This is a genomic window from Pedobacter sp. AC402 (genome assembly GCF_979252805.1).
Genome location: NZ_CEEDAI010000009.1, coordinates 13453 through 34806 on the forward strand (window position 1 = coordinate 13453; position 21354 = coordinate 34806).

Sequence of the window (21354 nt, forward strand, 5' to 3'; positions counted from 1 at the left end):
GCTTAATGGGGGTTTTAAGTGTTGTGTTTCTAATTCCTGTTTATACTTTCTTGATTCTGTTATACAAAACCTTAATTCTTAATTTTATTTACGAAGTATTTTCGGAAGAAAACAAAGAAAAAGTTGCAGAGATTTTGGGCGAAACCAAAGCTGCAATCCAAAGTTACATTATTGGCTTACTGATCGAAACCTCGATTGTAGCGGTAATGAATTCTGCAGCCTTGTTAATTCTTGGCGTGCAAAATGCGATTTTAATAGGCGTTATTGGGGCAATACTTAACCTGTTACCTTATATTGGTGGTATTATAGCCATCGCTTTACCCGTATTAATGGCCACTTTAACCAAAGATGGTTTTACCACTCAACTGTTAATTATCGCGGCTTATGCATTAATCCAATTTATTGACAATAATATTCTTGTACCGCGTATTGTATCGAGCAAGGTGCAAATAAATGCCTTAATTTCCATCGTGATTGTATTAATGGGAGCAGCATTATGGGGCGTACCAGGCATGTTCCTTTCCATTCCATTTATTGCAGTACTAAAAATCATTTTCGATCGGATTGAAGGATTAAAACCCTGGGCAAATTGCTCGGCGACAATATACCTACTGAACACATGGGGCAGGTAAAAAGGTTTAGAAGAAAGAAAAAGTTGGCAACCACTACTTAGCTGGGAAATAACTAAGTAGCTTAACATCACAATACATTATTGCAAGATTAGCTTTTAGCAATGCTTCGGTAGCGGCTCATACTGATGAAAAATCATAACGGCTGCTACCGGATTTATTAATAATTTGCTAAAAACAATCCATACAACCGATTAGCTTGGCATTACTTGTGCTACATGGCCCCTATTAATTGCCACCACAATATTAATCTGGATAAAATGGAAAGCGGGAACAAGCCTACATCGAGGGTCCAAATTGCGCGCCTGATTTTTCAAATGATTGTTATCTTTAAAATTGCCCTTCAAGTGAAAGATTGCTTTCAAATGGTCATCTGCATTTATAATTAGCGACTTAAATTATTTCTTTTTTAAAAAAGCCAACACACTACTGGCATGTTCATCACCTTTAAGCATACCTTTAAATTTGAATACTACTTTTCCATCCAGGCCTACTAAAAACGTTTCTCTTCCGGTTAAAAACATCACGTCCTTTACACCAAACATTTTTAAAACTTCATTATTTGGATCACTCAAAAGGGTAAATGGCAAATTATGGTGTTTCTTAAAATCGGCATGACTTTGCACGCTTCCAGAATTTATTCCGATAACCATAGCATCAGTTGATTTAAATTCTTCGTAACTATCCCTAAATGCACAGGCTTCTTTAGTGCAAACACTGCTTTCATCTTTCGGGTAAAAATAAATTACCAGTTTTTTCTTTCCGATATAATTGCTAACCTTAAAATCTTTCCCGGCGTCATCTTTAAGTATAAAATCAGGAATTTTACTCCCAACCTCTATTCTTTGGGTTTTCATTTGTGCTTTTTCCTGAGCTTGAGTGGCTATACATACAATGCATATAAAGGTTAATACAAGGCTTGTTATCTTCGTTTTCATAAATTTATTAGGGTTTATAGTTACATACGTTAAATTATACCAAATGGATGGCAGTTTTCTGCACGAATCTATCCAATAATACTTTACAAATTTTATTACTTTTGGCTTAATCTGATTGATATGAAATTAACCTCTTTTCTTTACTTAATGGTTTTGTTAACTGCATTAAATGCTAAAAGCGTTGCACAAAACAAACTTGAATCTTCTTCATTTATTACATTTAATAATTTTAGCAGCAATACAGCCGAAAAACTGACCAAAAATGAGCCTGTAACTGTTGCATTTTTAGGTGGATCAATTACCAATATGGAAGGCTGGCGCGGTTTGGTATGCAATTACCTCAGCAAAACCTATCCTCAAAACAAATTTAAATTTATTAACGCAGGTATTCCATCATTAGGAAGTTTACCCCATGCTTTCCGCTTGCAACGCGATGTGTTGGATAGTGGAAAAGTAGACCTGTTATTTGTAGAATCGGCAGTGAATGACCATGTGAATGGAACACCAGAACAAGCCCAAAAACGGGCATTGGAAGGCATAATCAGGCACGCTTTAAGTAAAAATCCAAAAACCGATATTGTACTGATGGCATTTGCCGATGAAAATAAAAACGAAGATTTTAACAAAGGTACAATCCCCGCTGAAGTAAAAATACATAGCGATTTGGCCGAATATTATCATTTGCCATTTATTAACCTCGCTTTAGAAGTAGATAAACGCATAGCCAACGGAGAATTTACCTGGAAAACTGATTTTAAGGATCTTCATCCATCACCATTTGGTCAACAACTTTATTTTAACACGATAAAAACCTTTCTCGAAGAAAACCAGAAAAACACCAAAAAAGCATCAGCAGGGATTCCCAAAATCATTGATAAATTTGCGTATACCAAAGGGCAGTATCTTAACATTACTGCTGCCGGAAATTTAAATACGTTTAGCATCAATAAAAACTGGAAACCCAATGATGGCATCAATACCAGAACCGGTTTTGTAAATATCCCTGTTTTAGAAAGCACCACCAGAAACAGCACTTTCGATTTGATTTTTAAAGGTAATGCGGTCGGAATTGCAGTATTATCTGGTCCCGATGCCGGCGCGCTGCACTATCGGATAGATAATGGTGTTGAAAAAATGGTCGATCTTTACACCCAATGGAGTTCGGGCCTGCATTTACCCTGGTACCTGTTACTTGCCGATCAATTAGGGGCTGGCGAACACAAGTTGAGCGTTCGCATCAGCGATATGCATAACCAAAAATCAACAGGTTACGCCTGCCGCATTGCCTACTTTTTAGTGAATGCTAATTAATTGCATTAAAACTTTCATCCTTCGCGAATAGCAATCCAAAACCATTTAAAATGCAAATTTACAACCTGCATTAAATTCATTTAATCAAAATAGTTAATCGTTTTAGTAAAATCAGATTCCAATCAAACAATATCAATTTCCATTTGCTTATATAAACAAAAAACATCTCATGAAAAACATTAAATTGATTATCCCTGCTCTTTTATTATTACTTTCTGCCTGCAGCGAAGCCACCAGAAATACAGCCAACAGCAAAAGCGAAAATAGTACAACTCAAAATGAATGCGATTCATTGGTAGCTAAAATCAAAGTAAACGGAAACGTAACGCCCGGCGATCCATTATTATTAAGATTTGTGGTATACAATAATACAACTGCCACCAAAAGTTTTTGTATTTGGCATACGCCGTTTGAACCGCTAATGAGCAGTTACCTAAGCATAACCAATGAGAAAGGCGAAGAAGCGCAATACAAAGGCGCAATGGCTAAAAGGGTAATGCCACCTCCAGCCTCGAGTTATACCAAGGTAAACCCTGGTGATAGCCTTGTAGGAAACGCTGATTTATTAAAAGCTTACGACCTAAAAAAAGGATCGAGCTATAAAGTAACCTACACTGGTGGCAACATTAGCGGATTGGTTTCTACAGATACTGTGATCTTTATTTATAACGAACTGCGTTAGCTAAGAATTTTTTGTTCAAGGATAGTAATTGAGGTTATTCTACCCCCTTTTTTGTCGCATTAGCACTTTTGCACTTGTAAAAGTTAACATAACTTTACATATACAATTTAAACAAACAAAACATGGAAAATAGAACTTTAATTACTGTTGAAACCACTGTAAATGCACCTGTAGAAAAAGTATGGGAATTTTGGAACAACCCTGATCATATTACTAAATGGAGTTTTGCCTCACCTGAGTGGCATACTCCATATTCGGAAAACGATTTAAAAGCTGGTGGTAAATTTAAAAGTACCATGGCTGCAAAAGATGGTAGCATGAGTTTTGATTTCGGCGGAACGTACACCACAGTTGACACCAACAAAAAAATAGAATACACGCTTGAGGATGGTAGAACTGTGAGCATTATTTTTAATGCATTAAGTGAACAAACCAGGATTACTGAAACTTTCGACGCTGAATCTACCAATCCTGTTGAAATGCAGCGTGGAGGATGGCAGGCCATACTTGATAACTTTAAAAGTTATACAGAACAGTAAAGCAGTATTCGATGTTTTTTATATCATGTTATTGATATAAAATTTGAAGATTTCTCCACTACTGTCGAAAAGGACGAAATTTCCCATCAAATTTGGTTCTTCGTCAAGCTATTACTAACGAAATCCGGTAGAGCGGTCGGCATTGCGAGTCACGAAGCAATCGTTGTAGCAAGGACTAAAAATCGTCATCCCGACCGAAGCAACGCGAAGTGGAGAGATCATTAAAACAATGGTTTCATTTCTAGCGAGGACGATAAAATCACAATTTGCTTTTTCCGCCCCAATAAAGCCTAATGTGGTTATGTTGAGTATGTAAAAACACGATTATATTTTATTTAACCTTTCGAAATAATTTACAACTCTGCTTAAGTAACAATTCGATGATTATTTGATTCGCATAATTTTTGATTTGAACCGAATACTTTGATATTGCTGCCATAATTTACATTTGCCGTGTAAATTATACACTATGCATCGTATATCTTTATTTTGTTTATCGTTATCACTTTTTTTTAGTTCCCCTTTCAGTGTAAGCGCACAAACGCTGAGTTTAAAACAGGCTGTAAACACCGCATTAATTAATTATGGCACCATTAAAGCCAAAAATAATTACGCTAATGCATCAAAATCCTCCATCCAGCAGGCACGAAGAGAATATCTGCCAAATTTCAGCCTGAGTGCGCAACAGGATTATGGAACAATAAATGGCCAAAATGGCCCACAATATGGTTTAGGTGGCTTAGGAACTGCTTCATCTGGACCAGCTTTAGACAAACAAAATTGGAACGCTGCCTTTGGCGGGTTGTACCTTGCGAATGTTAACTGGGATTTCTTCACTTTCGGAAAAATCAGAGAACGCATCAAAATTGCTGATGCTGCTTATCAAAGAGACAAAAATGACCTGGAACAGGAAAAGTTTCAACAAGAGATCCGTGTTTCTGCAGCATATCTTAATTTGTTGGCCGCACAACGGTTAACAAGATCACAACAGAACAACCTCAATAGAGCTATTACTTTTAAAAATACTGCAGTAATCAGGGCTAAAAATGGCTTAATTGCTGGCGTTGATTCTTCTTTTGCAAAAGCAGAGGTTTCGAATGCGAAAATTGCGCTCACAAAAGCAAAAGATCTGGAACAGGAACAGGCCAACCGCTTAGGTGTTTTAATGGGCGTAACAGCAACATCCTATGATGTAGATACAGCTTCTATTACGCGAATACCTAACAATCTGCTCCAGGATACAGTAATCAAAACTTCGCATCCCCTGTTAAAGTTTTACCAGAACCGCGTGGATGTTAGTCTGCAACAAGTTAGCTATTTCAAAAAATTATACTATCCAACATTTACTTTTTTTGGTGTAATGCAGGGCAGAGGATCAGGCTTTGGCTCCGGCTATGCGCTAGATCAAACTGCTTATTCTACCAGTTATGCTGATGGCATTAATCCTACACGCGGAAACTATTTGATTGGCATAGGAATGACGTGGAATCTCTCCACATTACTTAAAAACCGACCGCAGGTACGGGCACAAGAATACATCAGTCAGGGTTTAAAAGAAGAATACAACATGGTTGATCAACAATTGAAAGCACAACTGGCCCTTGCAGAAACTAAACTCGCAAATGCACTGGCGAATTACCGCGAAGCACCTATCCAGGTAAAAGCAGCATCTGATGCATACCTGCAAAAAAATACGCTTTACAAAAATGGATTAACTACACTGGTTGACCTTACACAGGCATTATTTACCTTAAACCGTGCAGAAACCGATCGCGATATTGCATTTACCAATGTTTGGCAGGCCTTGCTTTTAAAATCGGCAGCTTTGGGCAATTATGACATATTTATCAACGAATTTTAATCTGGTTATATAAATGAACTTAATACGTTTCGCACTTCGCAAACCCATATCCATCCTGGTTTTAGTAGCAGGATTGTTTTTTTTCGGTATTGGGGCCATCAACCAGATTAAAGTTGATATTCTTCCGCAAATGAACCTTCCGGTGATTTACATTGCCCACCCTTTTGGCGGTTACACGCCCGACCAAATGGAAGCTTATTTTGGTAAACAATACGTTAATATTTTACTTTTCGCAAACGGTATCAAAAGCATAGAAACCAAAAACACGCAGGGTTTAATGTTAATGAAATTAACCTATTACGAAGGCACAAACATGGCTCAGGCCGCAGCAGAGTTAAGTGCACTTTCTACCAGGGCACAGGCCATTTTCCCGCCGGGCTCGCAACCGCCCTTCGTTATCCGTTTCGATGCCTCTTCTCTTCCCGTTGGACAGTTGGTATTAAGCAGCCCTATCCGTACCAATAATGAATTGCAGGATTTAGCCAATACCTATGTTCGCCCTAGTTTCTCGGCCATTCCGGGTTTGCTTTCTCCTGCTCCTTTCGGTGGTAGCCCCCGAACTATAGAGATTAACGTTAACCCTTCACTGCTACGTTCGCACAATTTAACGGTAGATCAGGTGGTGGAGGCCATTAGGTTAAACAACCAAACTGCGCCTTCAGGAAATGTAAGAATAGGTGATAAAAACTACCTTACCCCTACCAATTACACCATAAAAAAGGTTAAAGAGTTTGAAAACATTCCTTTATTTAAAGGCAGCGTACAAAATCTGCAACTGCGCGATGTGGCTACAGTGAAAGATGGCGCCGATTTAGTGGCCGGTTACGCCTTAATCAATGGCAAACGTTCGGTATATTTAAGTATTGCAAAATCTGGCGATGCATCAACCTGGGAAGTGGTTAAAAATTTAAAGAAAAATTTACCAAACATCCAAAGTTCCTTACCCGAAGATGTTAAGCTTTCTTATGAGTTTGATCAATCTGTTTATGTAATTAATGCGGTAAAAAGCCTAATCAGCGAGGGCGCAATTGGTGCAATATTAACCGGATTGATGGTTTTACTTTTCCTGGGTGATAAACGCGCTGCCTTAATTGTAATTTTAACAATCCCAACATCAATCATTGCGGGGGTATTGTTCCTTAAGTTATTCGGACAAACAATTAACATCATGACGTTGAGCGGATTAGCTTTAGCTATTGGTATTTTGGTTGATGAATCTACAGTGACCATAGAAAATATCCACCAGCATTTTGATATGGGAAAACCCAAGGCACTGGCCATTTGGGATGCCTGTAAGGAAATTGCTTTCCCTAAATTATTGATTCTGTTCTGTATCCTTGCCGTATTTGCACCTGCTTTTACGATGACGGGAATTCCTGGTGCATTATTTTTACCATTGGCATTGGCAATTGGCTTTTCAATGGTGGTCTCCTTCTTGTTATCGCAAACTTTTGTGCCGATTATGGCCAACTGGCTTATGGTGGCACATCCAAAAAAAGGAAATGAAAACCATCCCGGCATTACACAGGATGAAGCTGATTTTAACGCAACAGGCATTACACTCGAATCGGAAAAAGATACCCTTAACCAAAAAAAGGTTTTGGTAGCACGAGAAGATTTTAGTGGCAACGGTAAAATTGGTTTCTTCGATAAATTCAGGAACCGTTTTATGCGTTTCCTTGATCGCATATTGCCACATAGAAAACCAGTGGTATTAGCATATTTAGTAGTTATTATTGGTCTGGCTGCATTATTATTGGTTAATATTGGTCGCGATGTTTTACCAAGAGTAAACTCAAGCCAGTTTCAGTTGCGTTTGCGTGCACCAGATGGAACCCGTTTAGAACGTACGGAAGAAAAAGCAAATGTAGTATTGGCAGAGCTGAAAAAAATGGTTGGCGAAGAGCATATGGGCATTTCTTCAGTGTATGTTGGGCAGCACCCGGCGCAATTTTCGGTAAACCCAATTTACCAGTTTATGGCTGGTCCGCATGAAGCTGTTTTCCAGGTAAGCTTAAAAGATTTTGAAGAAGACATGGACGATTTTAAAGATCAGTTCAGGGCGAAAATTAAACAGGTATTACCTGATGTTAAGCTGTCTTTTGAACCGATAGAATTAACAGATAAAGTATTGAGCCAGGGCTCTCCCACCCCTGTAGAGGTACGCATTGCCGGTAAAAACAAAAAACTGAATGAAAAATATGCGAATAAAATTTTAGCAGAGCTGAAGCAGATCCCTTACATGAGGGATGTTCAGATTGCGCAACCCATTAAATACCCTTCATTAAATATCGATATCGACAGAACGCGTGCTGCACAAATCGGAGTAGATATGGCAGATATTTCGCGATCATTGATTGCCTCAACCTCATCATCACGTTATACAGATAAAAATATATGGCTGGATGAAAAAGCCGCCTTACCATACAGCGTACAGGTACAGGTACCGCTTAACCAAATGACGAGCAAGGATGATATCGGAGAAATTCCTTTATTAAAAAACTCGGCCAGACCTGTACTAAGCGATGTAGCTAAAATTACACCCGATACCACTGCTGGTGAAAATGACAACATCGGTGCCATGCCTTTTCTATCAGTTACGGCAAACCTTTACCATACCGATTTAGGTGCAGCCTCAAAAGATGTAGAAAAAGCCATTCAAAACGTGGGCGAACTGCCTCGGGGACTAAAAGTTAACGCCATAGGGTTAAGTAAAGTATTAACCGATACGTTAGACAGTTTGCAATCGGGCCTATTTGTGGCCATTGTAGTAATTTTTCTGATGTTGGCAGCCAATTTCCAGTCGTTTAAAGTGCCTTTGGTTATTTTAGCTACAGTACCGGCCGTAATTTTAGGTTCATTATTACTTTTAACCATCACCGGATCAACCTTAAACCTACAGTCTTATATGGGAATTATCATGTCGGTTGGGGTATCTATTGCCAATGCGGTGCTATTGATTACCAATGCCGAACAACTGAGAAAACACAATGGTAATGCGCTCGAATCTGCACGCGAAGCCGCAGCATTACGTTTACGGCCGATTATAATGACGAGTATTGCGATGATTGCAGGGATGTTACCAATGGCAATTGGCCATGGAGAAGGTGGTGGAGCTGTTTCACCTCTTGGAAGGGCAGTTATAGGTGGGTTATTCGCCTCAACATTCGCAGTATTAATTATATTGCCACTGGTATTTGCATGGGTTCAAGGTAAACAGACTACCAATTCAATATCGCTCGATCCGGAAGACGAAGAAAGCATCCATTACATTAAAGGTTTACAAGAAAACGAATAAATCATCATCAACAAATGAATACGAAGATATTTTCAACAGGATTAATAAGTTCAGGATTGTTAATGTTAACAGCTATTTATGGCTGCGGGCACTCAGAATCGAAAGTAGCACCCAAGAAGGAAAAAGAGGCAGCTATTGCAACTTTCGACCTTAAAAAGGAAAAGCTATCAACCAAATTGAGTTTGCCAGGAGAACTAATTGCTCTACAACAGGTTGATTTATATGCTAAAGTAAGCAGTTTTGTAAAAAGCTTGAAGGTAGATATTGGATCAGAAGTAAGTAAGGGCCAGTTGTTGATGACTTTAGAAGCACCAGAAATGACCTCGCAACTTGCCGCAACTCAATCGAGAATAAAAGCACAGGAAGCAATTTATACAGCAAGCAAAGCCAATTACAACCGTTTGTACGAAACCAGTAAAACACCTGGTACAATTTCTACCAACGATTTGGATCAGGCTTTGGCCAAAAAGAATGCTGATTTAGCCCAACTTGAAGCAGCCAAAGCGGCCTATAAAGAAGTGGGTTCAGTGCAGGATTATTTAACAATCAGGGCACCATTCAGTGGAATTATTTCTGCTAGAAATGTAAATTTAGGTGCCTATGTAGGTCCAACAGGCAAGGGTTCTGATTTGCCGCTGTTTACTTTACAGGATCAGAAAAACTTGCGTTTAGCGGTTTCCATTCCTGAGGTTTATACAGGCTATTTAAAAGCAGGAGATGAAATCAGTTTTACGGTTAAATCTTTGCCAAGTCAAATTTTTAAAGCAAAAGTGAAACGTTTATCAGGTGCTTTAGATCTCCGCCTACGCTCTGAACGTATTGAAATGGATGTTCCAAATGCATCAAAAGTTTTATTGCCAGGTATGGTGGCCGAAGTAAATATTCCGCTTCCGGCCAATGCAAGTACCTTTATTATCTCCAAAAAAGCCTTGTTAGATACCAGCGAAGGATTATTTGTATTAAAAGCAGTAGATAATAAGGCTGTTAAAGTAGCTGTTAAAAAAGGCAGAGAAACGGATGATCAGGTTGAAGTTTTTGGGGACTTGGCAGAAGGTGACAAATTAGTTGCAGAACCTACGGAAGAAATGCATGAAGGAACGCTGATTAAACCCTAACTTTACGTATTAAGCACTTAAGTTATGTTATCAAAAAATCAAGAGCTTTCTACCCTTCAAAAAAAGGAAACCCTGGAAGATTTTTATAATAAATTAAAAATCACCCGTCCGGAAATCCCTACGCCAAGTTTAGGAATGATTAACGACATTGGCCATTTCAATGTTTTTAACCGCGGTACCGTTTGTACCAATGTACCATCAGCTTTTAGCCGGAGGGATTTCTATAAAATTTCATTAATAATCGGCAACGGGATTTTGCATTACCCTGATGCACAGATCGAAATTAAAGGCCGGGCGCTATTATTTACCAACCCGAATATTCCGTATTCATGGGAAAGTACTTCGCCAAAGCCTGCTGGTTTTTTCTGCTTATTTACTGAAAATTTTATCCATAACCGCAACGAGACCCTTCGCGATTCGTTGTTATGGCGCATTAACGATAGTCCGGTAATACATATTGATGAGGAGCAGGAAATAACCTTAAGGGATATATTTACCAAAATGATGAAAGAAATGGATGGTGATTACATCCATAAATATGATTTATTAAGAAATTATGTTCAATTGATTGTGCATGAGGCTTTAAAAGTAAAACCACAGGATGCTGTTTTCAAACAGAACACCGCCTCGGCAAGGTTAACTTCATTATTTCTTGAATTACTGGAAAGGCAGTTCCCCATTGGTTCTACAGAGCATATTCTGGAGTTAAAAACAGCTCATGATTTCGCCTGCCGCTTATTGGTGCATGTAAATCATTTAAATCATGCAGTAAAAGAAGTAACAGGAAAAACCACTTCAGAGCATATTTCGAGGAGGATAGCAACTGAAGCTGTAGCTTTATTGAAACATACAGAGTGGAATATTGCACAGATTGCTTATTGTTTGGGTTTTGAATACCCAGCCAATTTTAACATATTTTTCAAACGCCAGATGCAGTGTACCCCGAAAGGTTTTCGGGCCAATTAAATTGCAAATGAGTTAAACTTTTAAACTAGTCGTTTAAGTATCCAAAGCGCCAATCTTACAATGAGGAAACGGCGCTTTTTTATTTTTTAATTTCAACGCGGTGTAAAGCAATTCCGAATCTTGTATTGGAAATCTATCCATGAAATTTTAAAGTTTCATCAATAATGTTTTCAAAAAAAAATGCTGAAACAAGTTCAGTATGACGCTGCTAAGGTTGGTAAGTAGTCATATTTAATGATTCGGAAGTCGTTTATAACATTTATATTTGAAACCCCAACGCGCTACTTATGCAAAACATTTTCCCCGCACAATACTCCACCTTATCAGCAACTGCTTTAAAAGATTATTTAATTGAAGCTTATCATTTACAGCCCGATACAACCTGTAAGCTTTTGATTAGAAATGTAAGTGATACGTATATCCTGGAAAATAAGAACAAAAAATACATCTTCAAAATTTACCGTGATGCACACAGAAAGCTGAACCAAATTGAAGCAGAAGTAGAACTGCTCAATATTTTAAAAGCAAATGGAAATTCGGTTTCTTACCCTATAAAAGATGTAAATGGCAAACAGATTCAGCAGTTTAATGCCATTGAAGGGATACGGAACGGCATACTTTTTTCTTTTGCTGAAGGAAACGTTATTTTAGATCTTGAATCAACACAGCTCATTCAATTGGGAAAGGATATAGCCAAACTGCATCAAAGTACCTCTTCAATCAAGCTCCATAATCCACGTCCGGTATTCAATTTTGAAACTACCTTATCCGGGCCATTGCAATCTTTAAAACCTCACTTTGCAGAAATGCCTGAAGAATTTAAATACCTTTCTGATGTTGCTGATAAAGTGGTGAAAAAATTCGAAGAATTTGACACATCCAAGTTCAGTTGCGGTTATTGCCATTACGATCTCTTCCCTAAAAATTTCCATTTTGATGAAGCAGGGAACATTACATTTTTTGATTTCGATTTTGCGGGTGAAGGTTATTTGATCAATGATTTAATGACTTTCCTTAATCATTATTTCTTCCATCAGCTAAATAACCTGATCGCTAAAGAACAGGCTGAAAAGGATTTTGAAGTTTTTTTAAATGCCTACCAACAAGTGCGCCCCTTAACTGATGATGAGTTAAAAGCCATTCCTTTCCTGGGCATTACCTTTCATATTTTCTTTTTAAAATTCTTTTACGACAACTATGATGATTGGTCGAATACTTTTTTAACGCCCAGATATACCAAACACCGCGTAGCAATGATTAAAAAATGGGAAGAAATGTATTGTAACTTTTAGGCAATGCGGCTAAAATCTCAACTCCCTTGTTTATCTTGTAAAGTAAATCAAAATCAATAAGATGGATCAGAAAATAATCAACCTGTATGATGAGTATACCCATAGTCAGATCGGCAGAAAAGATTTTATGAAAAAATTGGCTGTTCTTGCGGGCAGCACAGCACTTGCAATAACTATTTTGCCCATGCTCGAAAATAATTATGCTGCAGCTGCAGATTTTCATAGTGATGATATTGAAGTTGAAAACATTACCTATCCAGGCGTTGATGGTGATATGAAAGCGGTTTTAGCCAAACCAAAGGGAAAAAAGAACTTAGGCTGCATACTCGTAATACACGAAAACCGAGGGTTAAACCCACATATTATTGATGTAACCAAACGTGTGGCGGCAGAAGGTTTCTTAGCTCTTGGAGTGGATGCACTTTCTCCATTGGGCGGTACACCTGCCGATGAAGATAAAGGCCGCGAACTGATAGGTAAGTTAGATCCTGAAAAAAACTTGCAGAACTTTTTAAAAGGACTGGAATACTTACGCAATAGAAAAGATGGAAACGGTAAAGTGGGCTGTGTGGGTTTCTGTTGGGGAGGTGGAATGGCAAATAAATTAGCCGTTAACGATCCTTCATTGCAAGCTGCCGTTGCTTACTATGGCGCACAGCCAAATGCTGCCGATGTTCAGAAAATTAAAGCCAGTGTAATGCTACATTATGGTGGTTTGGATGAACGCATTAATGCAGGAATACCAGCTTATGAGCAAGCCCTAAAAGAAAATAAAATTGATTATAAAATATACATTTATGATGGTGTAAACCATGCATTTAACAATAACACCTCACCTACCCGATACAATGAAGCTGCCGCAAAACTGGCCTGGAGTAGAACAATTGAGTTGTTTAAACATAAGTTGGCGGTATTGACGAGGTAATTGTTGCACCTTAGAGAAAAGAAGTCAAGTTTTAAAAACTTGACTTCTTAATACCTTAACCTTTCTATTTAAGAAGATAACAAATAAAACACTTAAATAGCAATAAGCTTTTAACAAGCGGCGGTATTTCTTAATGATTGATGCAGAGACCATTCATTCACAGCCCCGATTGTACGGAAAGCCCGGAACGAAGCACGAGGGAGGACTTGGAGTAAAAGCGGGATAGTATTTTACCAAGCACCACTGGTTTTGCGCTTCAAAAAAAATGATATACTGAAATTATTAATCGCTTTAATTAGCAGGATAGCCCCTTTGGCTAGGAATTAACCCTTAAAACAAATCCGTTTTAAGCATCGTTTTTAAAATATTCGATTGTACGTCGAAATTATTAAGGTGATTTAAGAAATTAATATCCGAAATTTTATGATAACTGTCTTCCAGTAAATTAACAACTTCCTTTGGGATAGCCGTTTTCAACACCGCAGCATTACTTTGCAGTTTATCGTTTTTATACTGCAACTCCTGTACAATTCTTTCTCTTTCAGAAAGATTTGTTGACTTATCCAAATCGTTTAAAATGGTTAAATCGCAGAACAAAAACAGGTTCCTGCTCGGAAAAAACAGGTAATAACTATCTATATCCAAAAACTTATAAATTTCAATTACCAGCTCACCAGATTTTAATCCGATATAAAATTCAGTTCGGAAATCATATTTACACAACTTTCCCATCAGTTTTTTCTCAATAGTTGCATACACATTGGTATACACCTGCTTATCCTGAAAATTAATCAGTTTAGAAAATTGATCGGTGGTGAGATCGAAATAAAAATCGTTGGCGTATTTAGAACTAAAAACGTTAATGTTTTTTGAAAAAGGGAAATCAGCGCTTAAATCGGACAGTACACTAAATAATTTTCGCAGTGATAAATTAACTTTAAGAGATTGTTTTTGTTTATCCTGCTGGAAACTTTTCTGATCAACAAGTGCACTCGCCATACGATCAATCAGCTCCTCGTTCAGGTCGATTTCATCGTAAATGAGTGAAACATTTTTCTCATTGCTCTTTTTGATCTTTTTAAGCAGTTCGATTACACTATCGGTAAACTGAAGGTGAAAAAGATCTAATTTTTCAACCTCAAGTTCTTCATTATTGGCAAAAAGCTGATGAATAACCTGGCTCCTTAAGTAGATTTTATAAATCACTTCATCATCAAAAAACACAGAGAGCAACTGTAAACGGTTGATCTCTGCGCTTGATTTTTTGAGAATATTTAAGCGGTATTCATCCATAGATTAAATTAGTTCACCCGCGTAACGTTCTTTTTCAACTCTGTTTCCAAAGTTTTAAGTTCGCCATCCAACACACGTCTGCTTTGTGCACCTGCCTCATGAATTTGTTTCACTTCATTTAGCGTTTCAATTAGTGATGATGTGGTACGTTTAAGGGTTTCCAAAGATACCACAGTTTTTTCATTTTCTTTGGCTACATCGATACTGTTCTGTTTCAGCATCTCCGCATTTTTTTGCAAAATGGTATTCGTCGTGTCCGAAATCTTTTTTTGCATTTCTACATTGGCTTTTTGCCTTTGTAAAGCAACTGCAATGGTTAATTGGTTTTTCCACACCGGAATGGTTGTAGAAACAATCGACTGTGCCTTTTCTGCAATTGAAGTATTGTTATTTTGTACCACGCGGATTTGCGCCAGTGATTGCAACATAATAAAACGAACAATTTTCATATCGGCCAGTCGTTTATCCAAACGACTGATGAAATCCCTTAAATCGGCAATTTCATAATCCTGGTAATCGGCCGGCCTTCCTTCCATTTCAGCAAGCTTAATATTCAGTTCGTTGTATTTTAGCTGTCCGGCAATAATCAGTTCTTCCATCTGGTGGATGTAACCAACATTACTATCGAACATGGTTTGCAATGAACTGTTATCCTTAATTGAATTTAACCTTCCTGCTTTGATTTTGTTGGTAATTTTATCAATATTATTCACCACCACATCATACTTCTGAAAAAGTTTTTTCACATCAACAACCAAACTCTTTAAGAAAGGAATTTTGGAGATAAAACTCTTAAAACCACTTTGTTCGAGTTCAGAAACATCGATATAGTTCAGTTCGGTAAGCAGTTCGTTAATTAAACCGCCCACTTCGCCGCTATTATAGGTACGTACAGACGATAAGAATTCGTTACTGTATTTCTCCATTGAGTTTTGGGCATCGCTTCCGTAATTCAGGATCGAATTAACATCTGATGGTTCTAACGATTTTCCAATCTCTTTATATTTAGTCGTTTCCTCGGAAGTTATCTTCTCAAGATCCACATTGCCCTCTTTATCCAGTTTTACCGGAGTAAGGGCTTGGGTAACGTTTGGGTTGGTTTCCATAGTTTGATCAATTATCGGCTTTGCAGCTTATAAATAATTTTGGGTTACGGTTTTAACGGTATCTTCCAGCTTTCTATCTTTGGTTGGTTCGCCTATGGCATTAAATTTCCATTCGCCGTTTTTCTTGTAAAAAACACCCATTACCATCGATACATGCCCTGCAAAGTTAGCTCCGTGCGCAATATCAAATTTAGCAAAAACTTCGTTTACACGCTTGGTTGTACCTTCATAAATGCGGATGGACGCAAATGGAATGCTCCCAAAATCGTGACCTCTAAAACTGTTCAATACAAAAGCAACATAAGCAACGTTTGCATCCAGTTGAGAAAAATCGAGCGTGATGATCTCATTATCCAAACCATCATCACCACCCATATCGCCGGTTAAATCGTCGCCGCTATGTTTTACCGAACCATTTTTAGATTTAAGGTTACCAAAGTAAACCACCTCTAAAAGTTGTTTATTTTCGTTATATAATGCACAGCTTCCATCTAAATCTACGGCTTCTTTTGAAGATCCGAAACCGAATAAGCCCTTCTTTTCAATAGCACCCCAGTTAATGCCTACACAAACATTTTGAAGTTTGCTCCCGTTGCTTTTTTCCAGACTGATGCGCTGTCCTTTTTCAAGATTGATTGCCATAATATTATTGATATTTGTTTAAATAATCCTGTAAACCACCTTTCATACCTACGCCAACTGCTTCAAACTTCCATTTGCCTTCACGTTTGTAAATCCGACCGAACTCTACCGCGGTTTCGATAGAAAAATCTTCTTCCAACTCATATTTTAAGATTACTTCGTTGGTTACCGCATCAAAAATACGGATGAATGAATTTCTTACCTGACCGAAGTTTTGTCTTCTGCTTTCTGCCTCATGGATCGTTACCACAATACAGATTTCATTTACTTTAGCATCTGTTTTGGTTAAATCAATTTTAATCTGCTCATCATCTCCATCACCGTCACCGGTTAAGTTATCGCCAGTATGTTCAACCGAACCATCCGGAGAAATCAGGTTGTTATAAAATACAAAGTTCTCATCAGAAACCAGTTTCTTCTGATCGTTTAATATAAAAATCGAGGCATCTAAATCGAATGCAGAACCTGTAGAAGAGCTGTTGGTATCCCAACCCAAACCTATTGTAAATTTAGGAGCATCGATATTTTCTCTTTGCCCCTTTTGCAAATTAATAGCCATATTTAAATTAATTTATAATTATTGTTTTTGATATAGTCTTTTATAAGATGTAAATTTTTAGAATAAGCTTCTATCGTATGGTAATTATTACCTAAAGACAGATCATAAAGCTGATTAATGAAATCGGTGCTCCTACGTTCTAAAAAGATGGTAAAACTGCTCGAAGTACTGTTTAAAATGTATTTCACAATGCGGGTATTGAAACTGAAACTTCCACCATCAATTATTTCTTCAAGGTCGAATATAGATTTGATCTGATGGTAGTTGAGGAAATTTTCTACATTGGGATGGATGTTTTTATTCACCAATTCGGCAAAATAAAGCATGTGCATTTCGTTTTTTAAGCCATATGCTTTCGCCATTTTTAAAATCATGCGTTCATGGCTTCCGGTAATCCGGATATCATCCAGAAACAAAAGTGTTTTACCTGCCAGAAATTCCTTATCAATATGGAAAGAATCATTTCCGATTAGCGAAAGGCGTTCTTCGGCACTTAATTCGCCATAATCTTCTTTGTAAGTAATGGTGCGGTGCACTTTCGTTTCCTGTACGGCCAAACCTCCATTTTCGACAAGCCAACGGTTAAGCTGGCAAACGAAATAGTTTTTCATGGCAAAAGTTGCCGTTGGAATAAAGCTGTAAGGACTGGAAATTACCACAATCTGATCGGTAATGAGGTTATCGGCGAGGTAATACCTGATAAAACCATCGGCAAGATCTTTCCCGAAAGAACGGGCAACCAGATCATCGCCAAATTTAAAGCGGCTATAATCATCAGGATTAAAGCCAAAATCGACGGTATTGTCAATTTTATGGAGTGAGAAATTAAACGGTATCATAGAGTAGGTTTGAGATAGATAGGTTGTTGGAATTGATCAGCATGCTGTTAATACCCATGGCTTCTGCCCCGCGTACATCTGCATAAGGGTTATCACCAACATGGATAACCTCTGTTAATAATAATTCAGGGTGTTTTTCCCTGTCGATGGTATCCAGCATCAGCTGAAAAAAGCCTGCGCTGGGTTTCGACATGCGCACTTCATCAGAATATAGCTGAAAATCGATAAAGGCATCAATGCCTAAATGTTTAATTACTTTTTTAAGGTTTTACCTTTAATAAAACCGGTGTTACTGAGTATGTTGGTAGAGCTTTCGCCCGATTCTTTAATTTTAGCAAGCACATCCAAACAATCGCTGCAATAGAGTTTGGGCATGTGGTTAAACACAATCTGTTCCATATCATGATCGAGCATTTTCAGGTCTACATCTCTAAAGTTGTAATCGTAATCATTGATTATACTGATGATCATTAGATACATTTCATCAGCATCAACATTTTTCCCTGCTTTTTCATTTATGGCATTCACCATTAAATCTACCTGCCGGAAAGTAATGGCAATTTCATCAAGGGTTTTATGCTTGCCGTTATAATTCCTGTAAAAATACTGTACCCGTTCCTGCTTGTACGTTGGATTAGATTTAATCAGCGTTAACCAAAGATCGAATGAGTAATGTTTGTAAAAAGCCATCGCACCTTGTTTTCTAATCTGTTTTATAAATACTAAGCTTTAAGTACTAAGATTTATCCAATACTTCTTCCGCATCTTCCGAAATGATGATGTCGCTTTTATGCTTTTTAGGAAAGTTGAACAAAAGAGATGTTATTACTGGTATAATGAATATGGCTACTGTAAAAATAGACACGAAAAGATCTGTTTTTTCACCTTCTATAGCATGCGAAACAGGAGATTCGGGATAAAAATGTGTAAATAACGATGAAGTAAGTTTAACACCAAGAACCCCGATTACTATAAAAGCAACTGTTTCTAAAAAGGTAAACTTCTCCATTAGTTTTACAAATGCCTGCGCTACAAAACGCATGGCAAGGATACCGATGAAAACACCGATATAAATTAACCAGATATGATCGGTAAAAGCAACCGCAGCAAAAACATTATCAATTGAGAAGGCTAAATCCATTACTTCTACCAGCGCAACGGTTGCCCAAAAAGTACCAACCAACCCAACGGTAGATTTATAAATCCAGCTTTTACTTTTATCTACTTCCTCTTCTTCCTCGTTCTTTTTGCTGCTCTTTTTTCTAAAATAATCGAAGGCCAGGTACAACAGGTATAAACCGCCAAGTGGTTTTAACCACCAGATTTTTACCAGCCACGCCGCGAGGAATAAACAGATCCCCCTGAAAACATATGCACCAATAATACCATACTTTAAAGCCTTTTCTCTTTGCGACTTTGGCAAATCCATTACCATGGTAGCCAAAACTGCTGCATTATCAACCGAGAGCAAACTCTCAATCACAATTAAGTTTAAGATAATTAATAATCCGGCCTGTATATCGTCACCTAAAATCGTGTGCAAAAAATCCATTGAGTGAATGTGTTTTTTAAATTAAAGTTTTAGTTAGACAACAAAGAAACAAAATTTTATCATTTCCGCTGTCTCATTCAGTTTTATTTATTGAATCGTTTTACGGATTAGATACTTAATCGATAAAACTGTTACGTACAGGATTGAAATTTATTAATGGGTTTACGCCAAATTTCATAACCTTTCGTCACCCTGAATCTATTTATTAGCAGTTTTTATTGTTTTAAAGGTCTGATAACTACTTCGTGGTCAGCGTCTTTCTTGCTAAAAGATGCTGAAATAAGTTCAGCAGGATGATGAGGTGAGATAAAATGAATTTGTTATGCACCCTTTATTAGTTAGTGGTTAACTGATAAATAGCACCCTTTTCTCCGGCCAGTAATACTACATTACCCTTTTTTGCTTTTTGAACGGCATTAAAACTTTTATCAGCAATATGTTTCCAGTTTAAACCGCCATCTGTAGAAATATCGGTACCGGATGTACCTGTGGCAATTAATGTTTTCGCATTGGTATAGCTTACAGCCGAGCGAAAGCCCAAAACCGGGCTAACTGGTTTCTGCCATGTTTTACCACCATCGTTACTTAAAAGTACATTATTTGCATTTTCCTTATCTTTAACATAATTACCGCCTACAACAATACCTTTTTTCGCATTAAAAAAATCGATAGAGAAAGGTCCTGTACTATTTTCGCCCTGTAAAATAGGACATTTAAATATTTGCCAGTTTTGACCATAATCAGGAGAGAAATAGATATTAGAAACCGTTCCGCCGGTGGCAATCCAGGTTTTACCATCTGCTAATGTTTTAATGGTAGTACCACTGGCCGCAAAACTCGCTTCGCCTTTGGCCATTTGGCTTTTTAGGTTTGCAGAAATATCCTGCCAGGTTTTACCCGCATCTATGGTTTTAAGCAATTGCAGTTTATCATTTATCGGATCACCGAAGATTATACCCTTGTTTTTATCCCAAAAACTTACTCCATCCAAAAATATGGCAGAATCGACGTTTTTATAGTTTTCTGTCCAGGTTTCGCCCCCATCTGTTGTTTTAAGAATATATGCTGGTGATGCAATACCTACAATAACAGCATTTTGCGCATCAAAAGCTTCAATATCCCTAAAATCGATTTTCTCATACCCTTTTGGTTTCATCCATTTCCAGGTGGTTCCGCCATCGGTAGTTTTACCCACCGAGCCGTTGCTCCCGCTAACCCCAGGCAACCTGATCTGAAACAACACTTAAGCCGCGTATACTGGTTTTGGCACTTTCATTCAATGGTTTTATCGAATACGACTGTGCGGCGCAAAAAAAAGGTGCCAATAAAAGGCACCATAAAATTTTCTTCATCTATGTATTATTTAACCCGTCTGAAAGTTTCCGATCTACCTAAAAGTGAAATGCCTACATAACCACGGATGTTTAGTACGTCAGCACTTTTTAGCGTCATGTTGCAGCTATAAGTTTTACCACTTTTCGGGTCGTATATTGTTCCATCAGTCCATTTACCATCATCGTAAACAAAATCTTTAAGGATTTCGAGATTTAACAAAGCACGTTTCTGTAAACTGGCATCAGGGTTTTTTATATCCAGTTTTGGTTTACCATTGATATTGGGTTCCTTTATCCATGCCAGTTTTCCGAAAAACTTATCGCCTTTTTTATAGATTTCAATTTGTCCTTCTCCTGATGGATTAATCCATTTGCCTACAATCGCATCTTTATTTTGTGCAAAGGCAGAAAATGATACCGCTACAAAGAGCAGCATTAAAAATGGTAACTTTCTCATATTTTTATTTCTAGTT

At 37.7% G+C, this 21354-nt stretch carries 22 protein-coding genes; 10 read left to right on the top strand and 12 right to left on the bottom strand.

Translation table 11 applies throughout. The features are described from left to right. Window positions 1–5: 5 nt before the first annotated feature. Window positions 6–632 carry an AI-2E family transporter gene (locus AC0IWE_RS10390; RefSeq protein ID WP_471793019.1) on the top strand — a complete coding sequence of 209 codons (627 nt, stop codon included), beginning with the start codon at window positions 6–8 and terminating at the stop codon, window positions 630–632. Between the two features lie 395 nt (window positions 633–1027). Here AC0IWE_RS10390 and AC0IWE_RS10395 read toward each other — a convergent pair whose 3' ends face one another. After that, on the bottom strand, window positions 1028–1567 hold the full coding sequence (locus tag AC0IWE_RS10395; RefSeq protein ID WP_471793020.1) for a peroxiredoxin: 540 nt from the start codon (window positions 1565–1567) through the stop codon (window positions 1028–1030). Window positions 1568–1687: 120 nt separating this feature from the next. Here AC0IWE_RS10395 and AC0IWE_RS10400 point away from each other — a divergent pair, with 120 nt between their 5' ends. The 9 genes from AC0IWE_RS10400 (at window position 1688) to AC0IWE_RS10440 (ending at window position 13556) form a co-directional block, all read left to right on the top strand. Continuing rightward, window positions 1688–2878 carry an SGNH/GDSL hydrolase family protein gene (locus AC0IWE_RS10400; protein ID WP_471793021.1) on the top strand — a complete coding sequence of 397 codons (1191 nt, stop codon included), beginning with the start codon at window positions 1688–1690 and terminating at the stop codon, window positions 2876–2878. A gap of 169 nt (window positions 2879–3047) precedes the next feature. Continuing rightward, window positions 3048–3560 carry a protease gene (locus AC0IWE_RS10405; RefSeq protein ID WP_471793022.1) on the top strand — a complete coding sequence of 171 codons (513 nt, stop codon included), beginning with the start codon at window positions 3048–3050 and terminating at the stop codon, window positions 3558–3560. A gap of 122 nt (window positions 3561–3682) precedes the next feature. Next, entirely contained in the window at window positions 3683–4099 is a 417-nt protein-coding gene (locus AC0IWE_RS10410; protein WP_471793023.1) for an SRPBCC family protein, read from the top strand. Window positions 4100–4568: 469 nt separating this feature from the next. Continuing rightward, window positions 4569–5960: a TolC family protein gene (locus AC0IWE_RS10415; protein WP_471793024.1), complete on the top strand. Its 1392-nt coding sequence runs from the start codon at window positions 4569–4571 to the stop codon at window positions 5958–5960. Between the two features lie 13 nt (window positions 5961–5973). Next, window positions 5974–9258: an efflux RND transporter permease subunit gene (locus AC0IWE_RS10420; protein WP_471793025.1), complete on the top strand. Its 3285-nt coding sequence runs from the start codon at window positions 5974–5976 to the stop codon at window positions 9256–9258. 14 nt (window positions 9259–9272) lie between these two features. After that, window positions 9273–10373 carry an efflux RND transporter periplasmic adaptor subunit gene (locus AC0IWE_RS10425; RefSeq protein ID WP_471793026.1) on the top strand — a complete coding sequence of 367 codons (1101 nt, stop codon included), beginning with the start codon at window positions 9273–9275 and terminating at the stop codon, window positions 10371–10373. 24 nt (window positions 10374–10397) lie between these two features. After that, a complete protein-coding gene (locus AC0IWE_RS10430) occupies window positions 10398–11339 on the top strand; it encodes a helix-turn-helix domain-containing protein (RefSeq protein WP_055903935.1) in 942 nt (313 codons plus the stop codon). A 287-nt stretch (window positions 11340–11626) separates the two neighbouring features. Next, window positions 11627–12631, top strand: coding sequence for a phosphotransferase enzyme family protein (locus AC0IWE_RS10435; protein ID WP_471793027.1), 1005 nt, complete (start codon window positions 11627–11629; stop codon window positions 12629–12631). Window positions 12632–12692: 61 nt separating this feature from the next. Then, window positions 12693–13556: a dienelactone hydrolase family protein gene (locus AC0IWE_RS10440; RefSeq protein ID WP_471793028.1), complete on the top strand. Its 864-nt coding sequence runs from the start codon at window positions 12693–12695 to the stop codon at window positions 13554–13556. 330 nt (window positions 13557–13886) lie between these two features. Here AC0IWE_RS10440 and AC0IWE_RS10445 read toward each other — a convergent pair whose 3' ends face one another. From AC0IWE_RS10445 to AC0IWE_RS10495, 11 genes are all read right to left on the bottom strand, one after another. Further along, entirely contained in the window at window positions 13887–14849 is a 963-nt protein-coding gene (locus AC0IWE_RS10445; protein ID WP_471793029.1) for a hypothetical protein, read from the bottom strand. Between the two features lie 8 nt (window positions 14850–14857). Next, complete coding sequence (locus tag AC0IWE_RS10450) at window positions 14858–15955, bottom strand: toxic anion resistance protein (protein ID WP_055903923.1); 1098 nt, start codon at window positions 15953–15955, stop codon at window positions 14858–14860. Window positions 15956–15982: 27 nt separating this feature from the next. Further along, window positions 15983–16597 carry a TerD family protein gene (locus AC0IWE_RS10455; protein WP_055903920.1) on the bottom strand — a complete coding sequence of 205 codons (615 nt, stop codon included), beginning with the start codon at window positions 16595–16597 and terminating at the stop codon, window positions 15983–15985. Window positions 16598–16601: 4 nt separating this feature from the next. Next, a complete protein-coding gene (locus AC0IWE_RS10460; protein ID WP_055903917.1) occupies window positions 16602–17156 on the bottom strand; it encodes a TerD family protein in 555 nt (184 codons plus the stop codon). A gap of 2 nt (window positions 17157–17158) precedes the next feature. Then, on the bottom strand, window positions 17159–17995 hold the full coding sequence (locus AC0IWE_RS10465; RefSeq protein ID WP_055903913.1) for a phosphoribosyltransferase family protein: 837 nt from the start codon (window positions 17993–17995) through the stop codon (window positions 17159–17161). After that, window positions 17982–18248 (bottom strand): HAD family hydrolase, encoded by a 267-nt coding sequence (locus AC0IWE_RS10470; RefSeq protein WP_471794028.1) that lies wholly within the window; start codon window positions 18246–18248, stop codon window positions 17982–17984. The genes AC0IWE_RS10465 and AC0IWE_RS10470 overlap by 14 nt, the downstream gene beginning before the upstream one ends. Next, window positions 18248–18685 (bottom strand): hypothetical protein, encoded by a 438-nt coding sequence (locus tag AC0IWE_RS10475; RefSeq protein WP_471793030.1) that lies wholly within the window; start codon window positions 18683–18685, stop codon window positions 18248–18250. The genes AC0IWE_RS10470 and AC0IWE_RS10475 overlap by 1 nt, the downstream gene beginning before the upstream one ends. 46 nt (window positions 18686–18731) lie before the next feature. Further along, window positions 18732–19547 (bottom strand): DUF475 domain-containing protein, encoded by an 816-nt coding sequence (locus tag AC0IWE_RS10480; protein WP_055903906.1) that lies wholly within the window; start codon window positions 19545–19547, stop codon window positions 18732–18734. Between the two features lie 334 nt (window positions 19548–19881). Then, complete coding sequence (locus tag AC0IWE_RS10485; RefSeq protein WP_471793031.1) at window positions 19882–20787, bottom strand: WD40/YVTN/BNR-like repeat-containing protein; 906 nt, start codon at window positions 20785–20787, stop codon at window positions 19882–19884. Then, window positions 20759–20899 carry a hypothetical protein gene (locus tag AC0IWE_RS10490; RefSeq protein ID WP_471793032.1) on the bottom strand — a complete coding sequence of 47 codons (141 nt, stop codon included), beginning with the start codon at window positions 20897–20899 and terminating at the stop codon, window positions 20759–20761. The genes AC0IWE_RS10485 and AC0IWE_RS10490 overlap by 29 nt, the downstream gene beginning before the upstream one ends. Before the next feature lie 7 nt (window positions 20900–20906). Further along, on the bottom strand, window positions 20907–21338 hold the full coding sequence (locus AC0IWE_RS10495; RefSeq protein WP_471793033.1) for a DUF2147 domain-containing protein: 432 nt from the start codon (window positions 21336–21338) through the stop codon (window positions 20907–20909). Window positions 21339–21354: the final 16 nt, after the last annotated feature.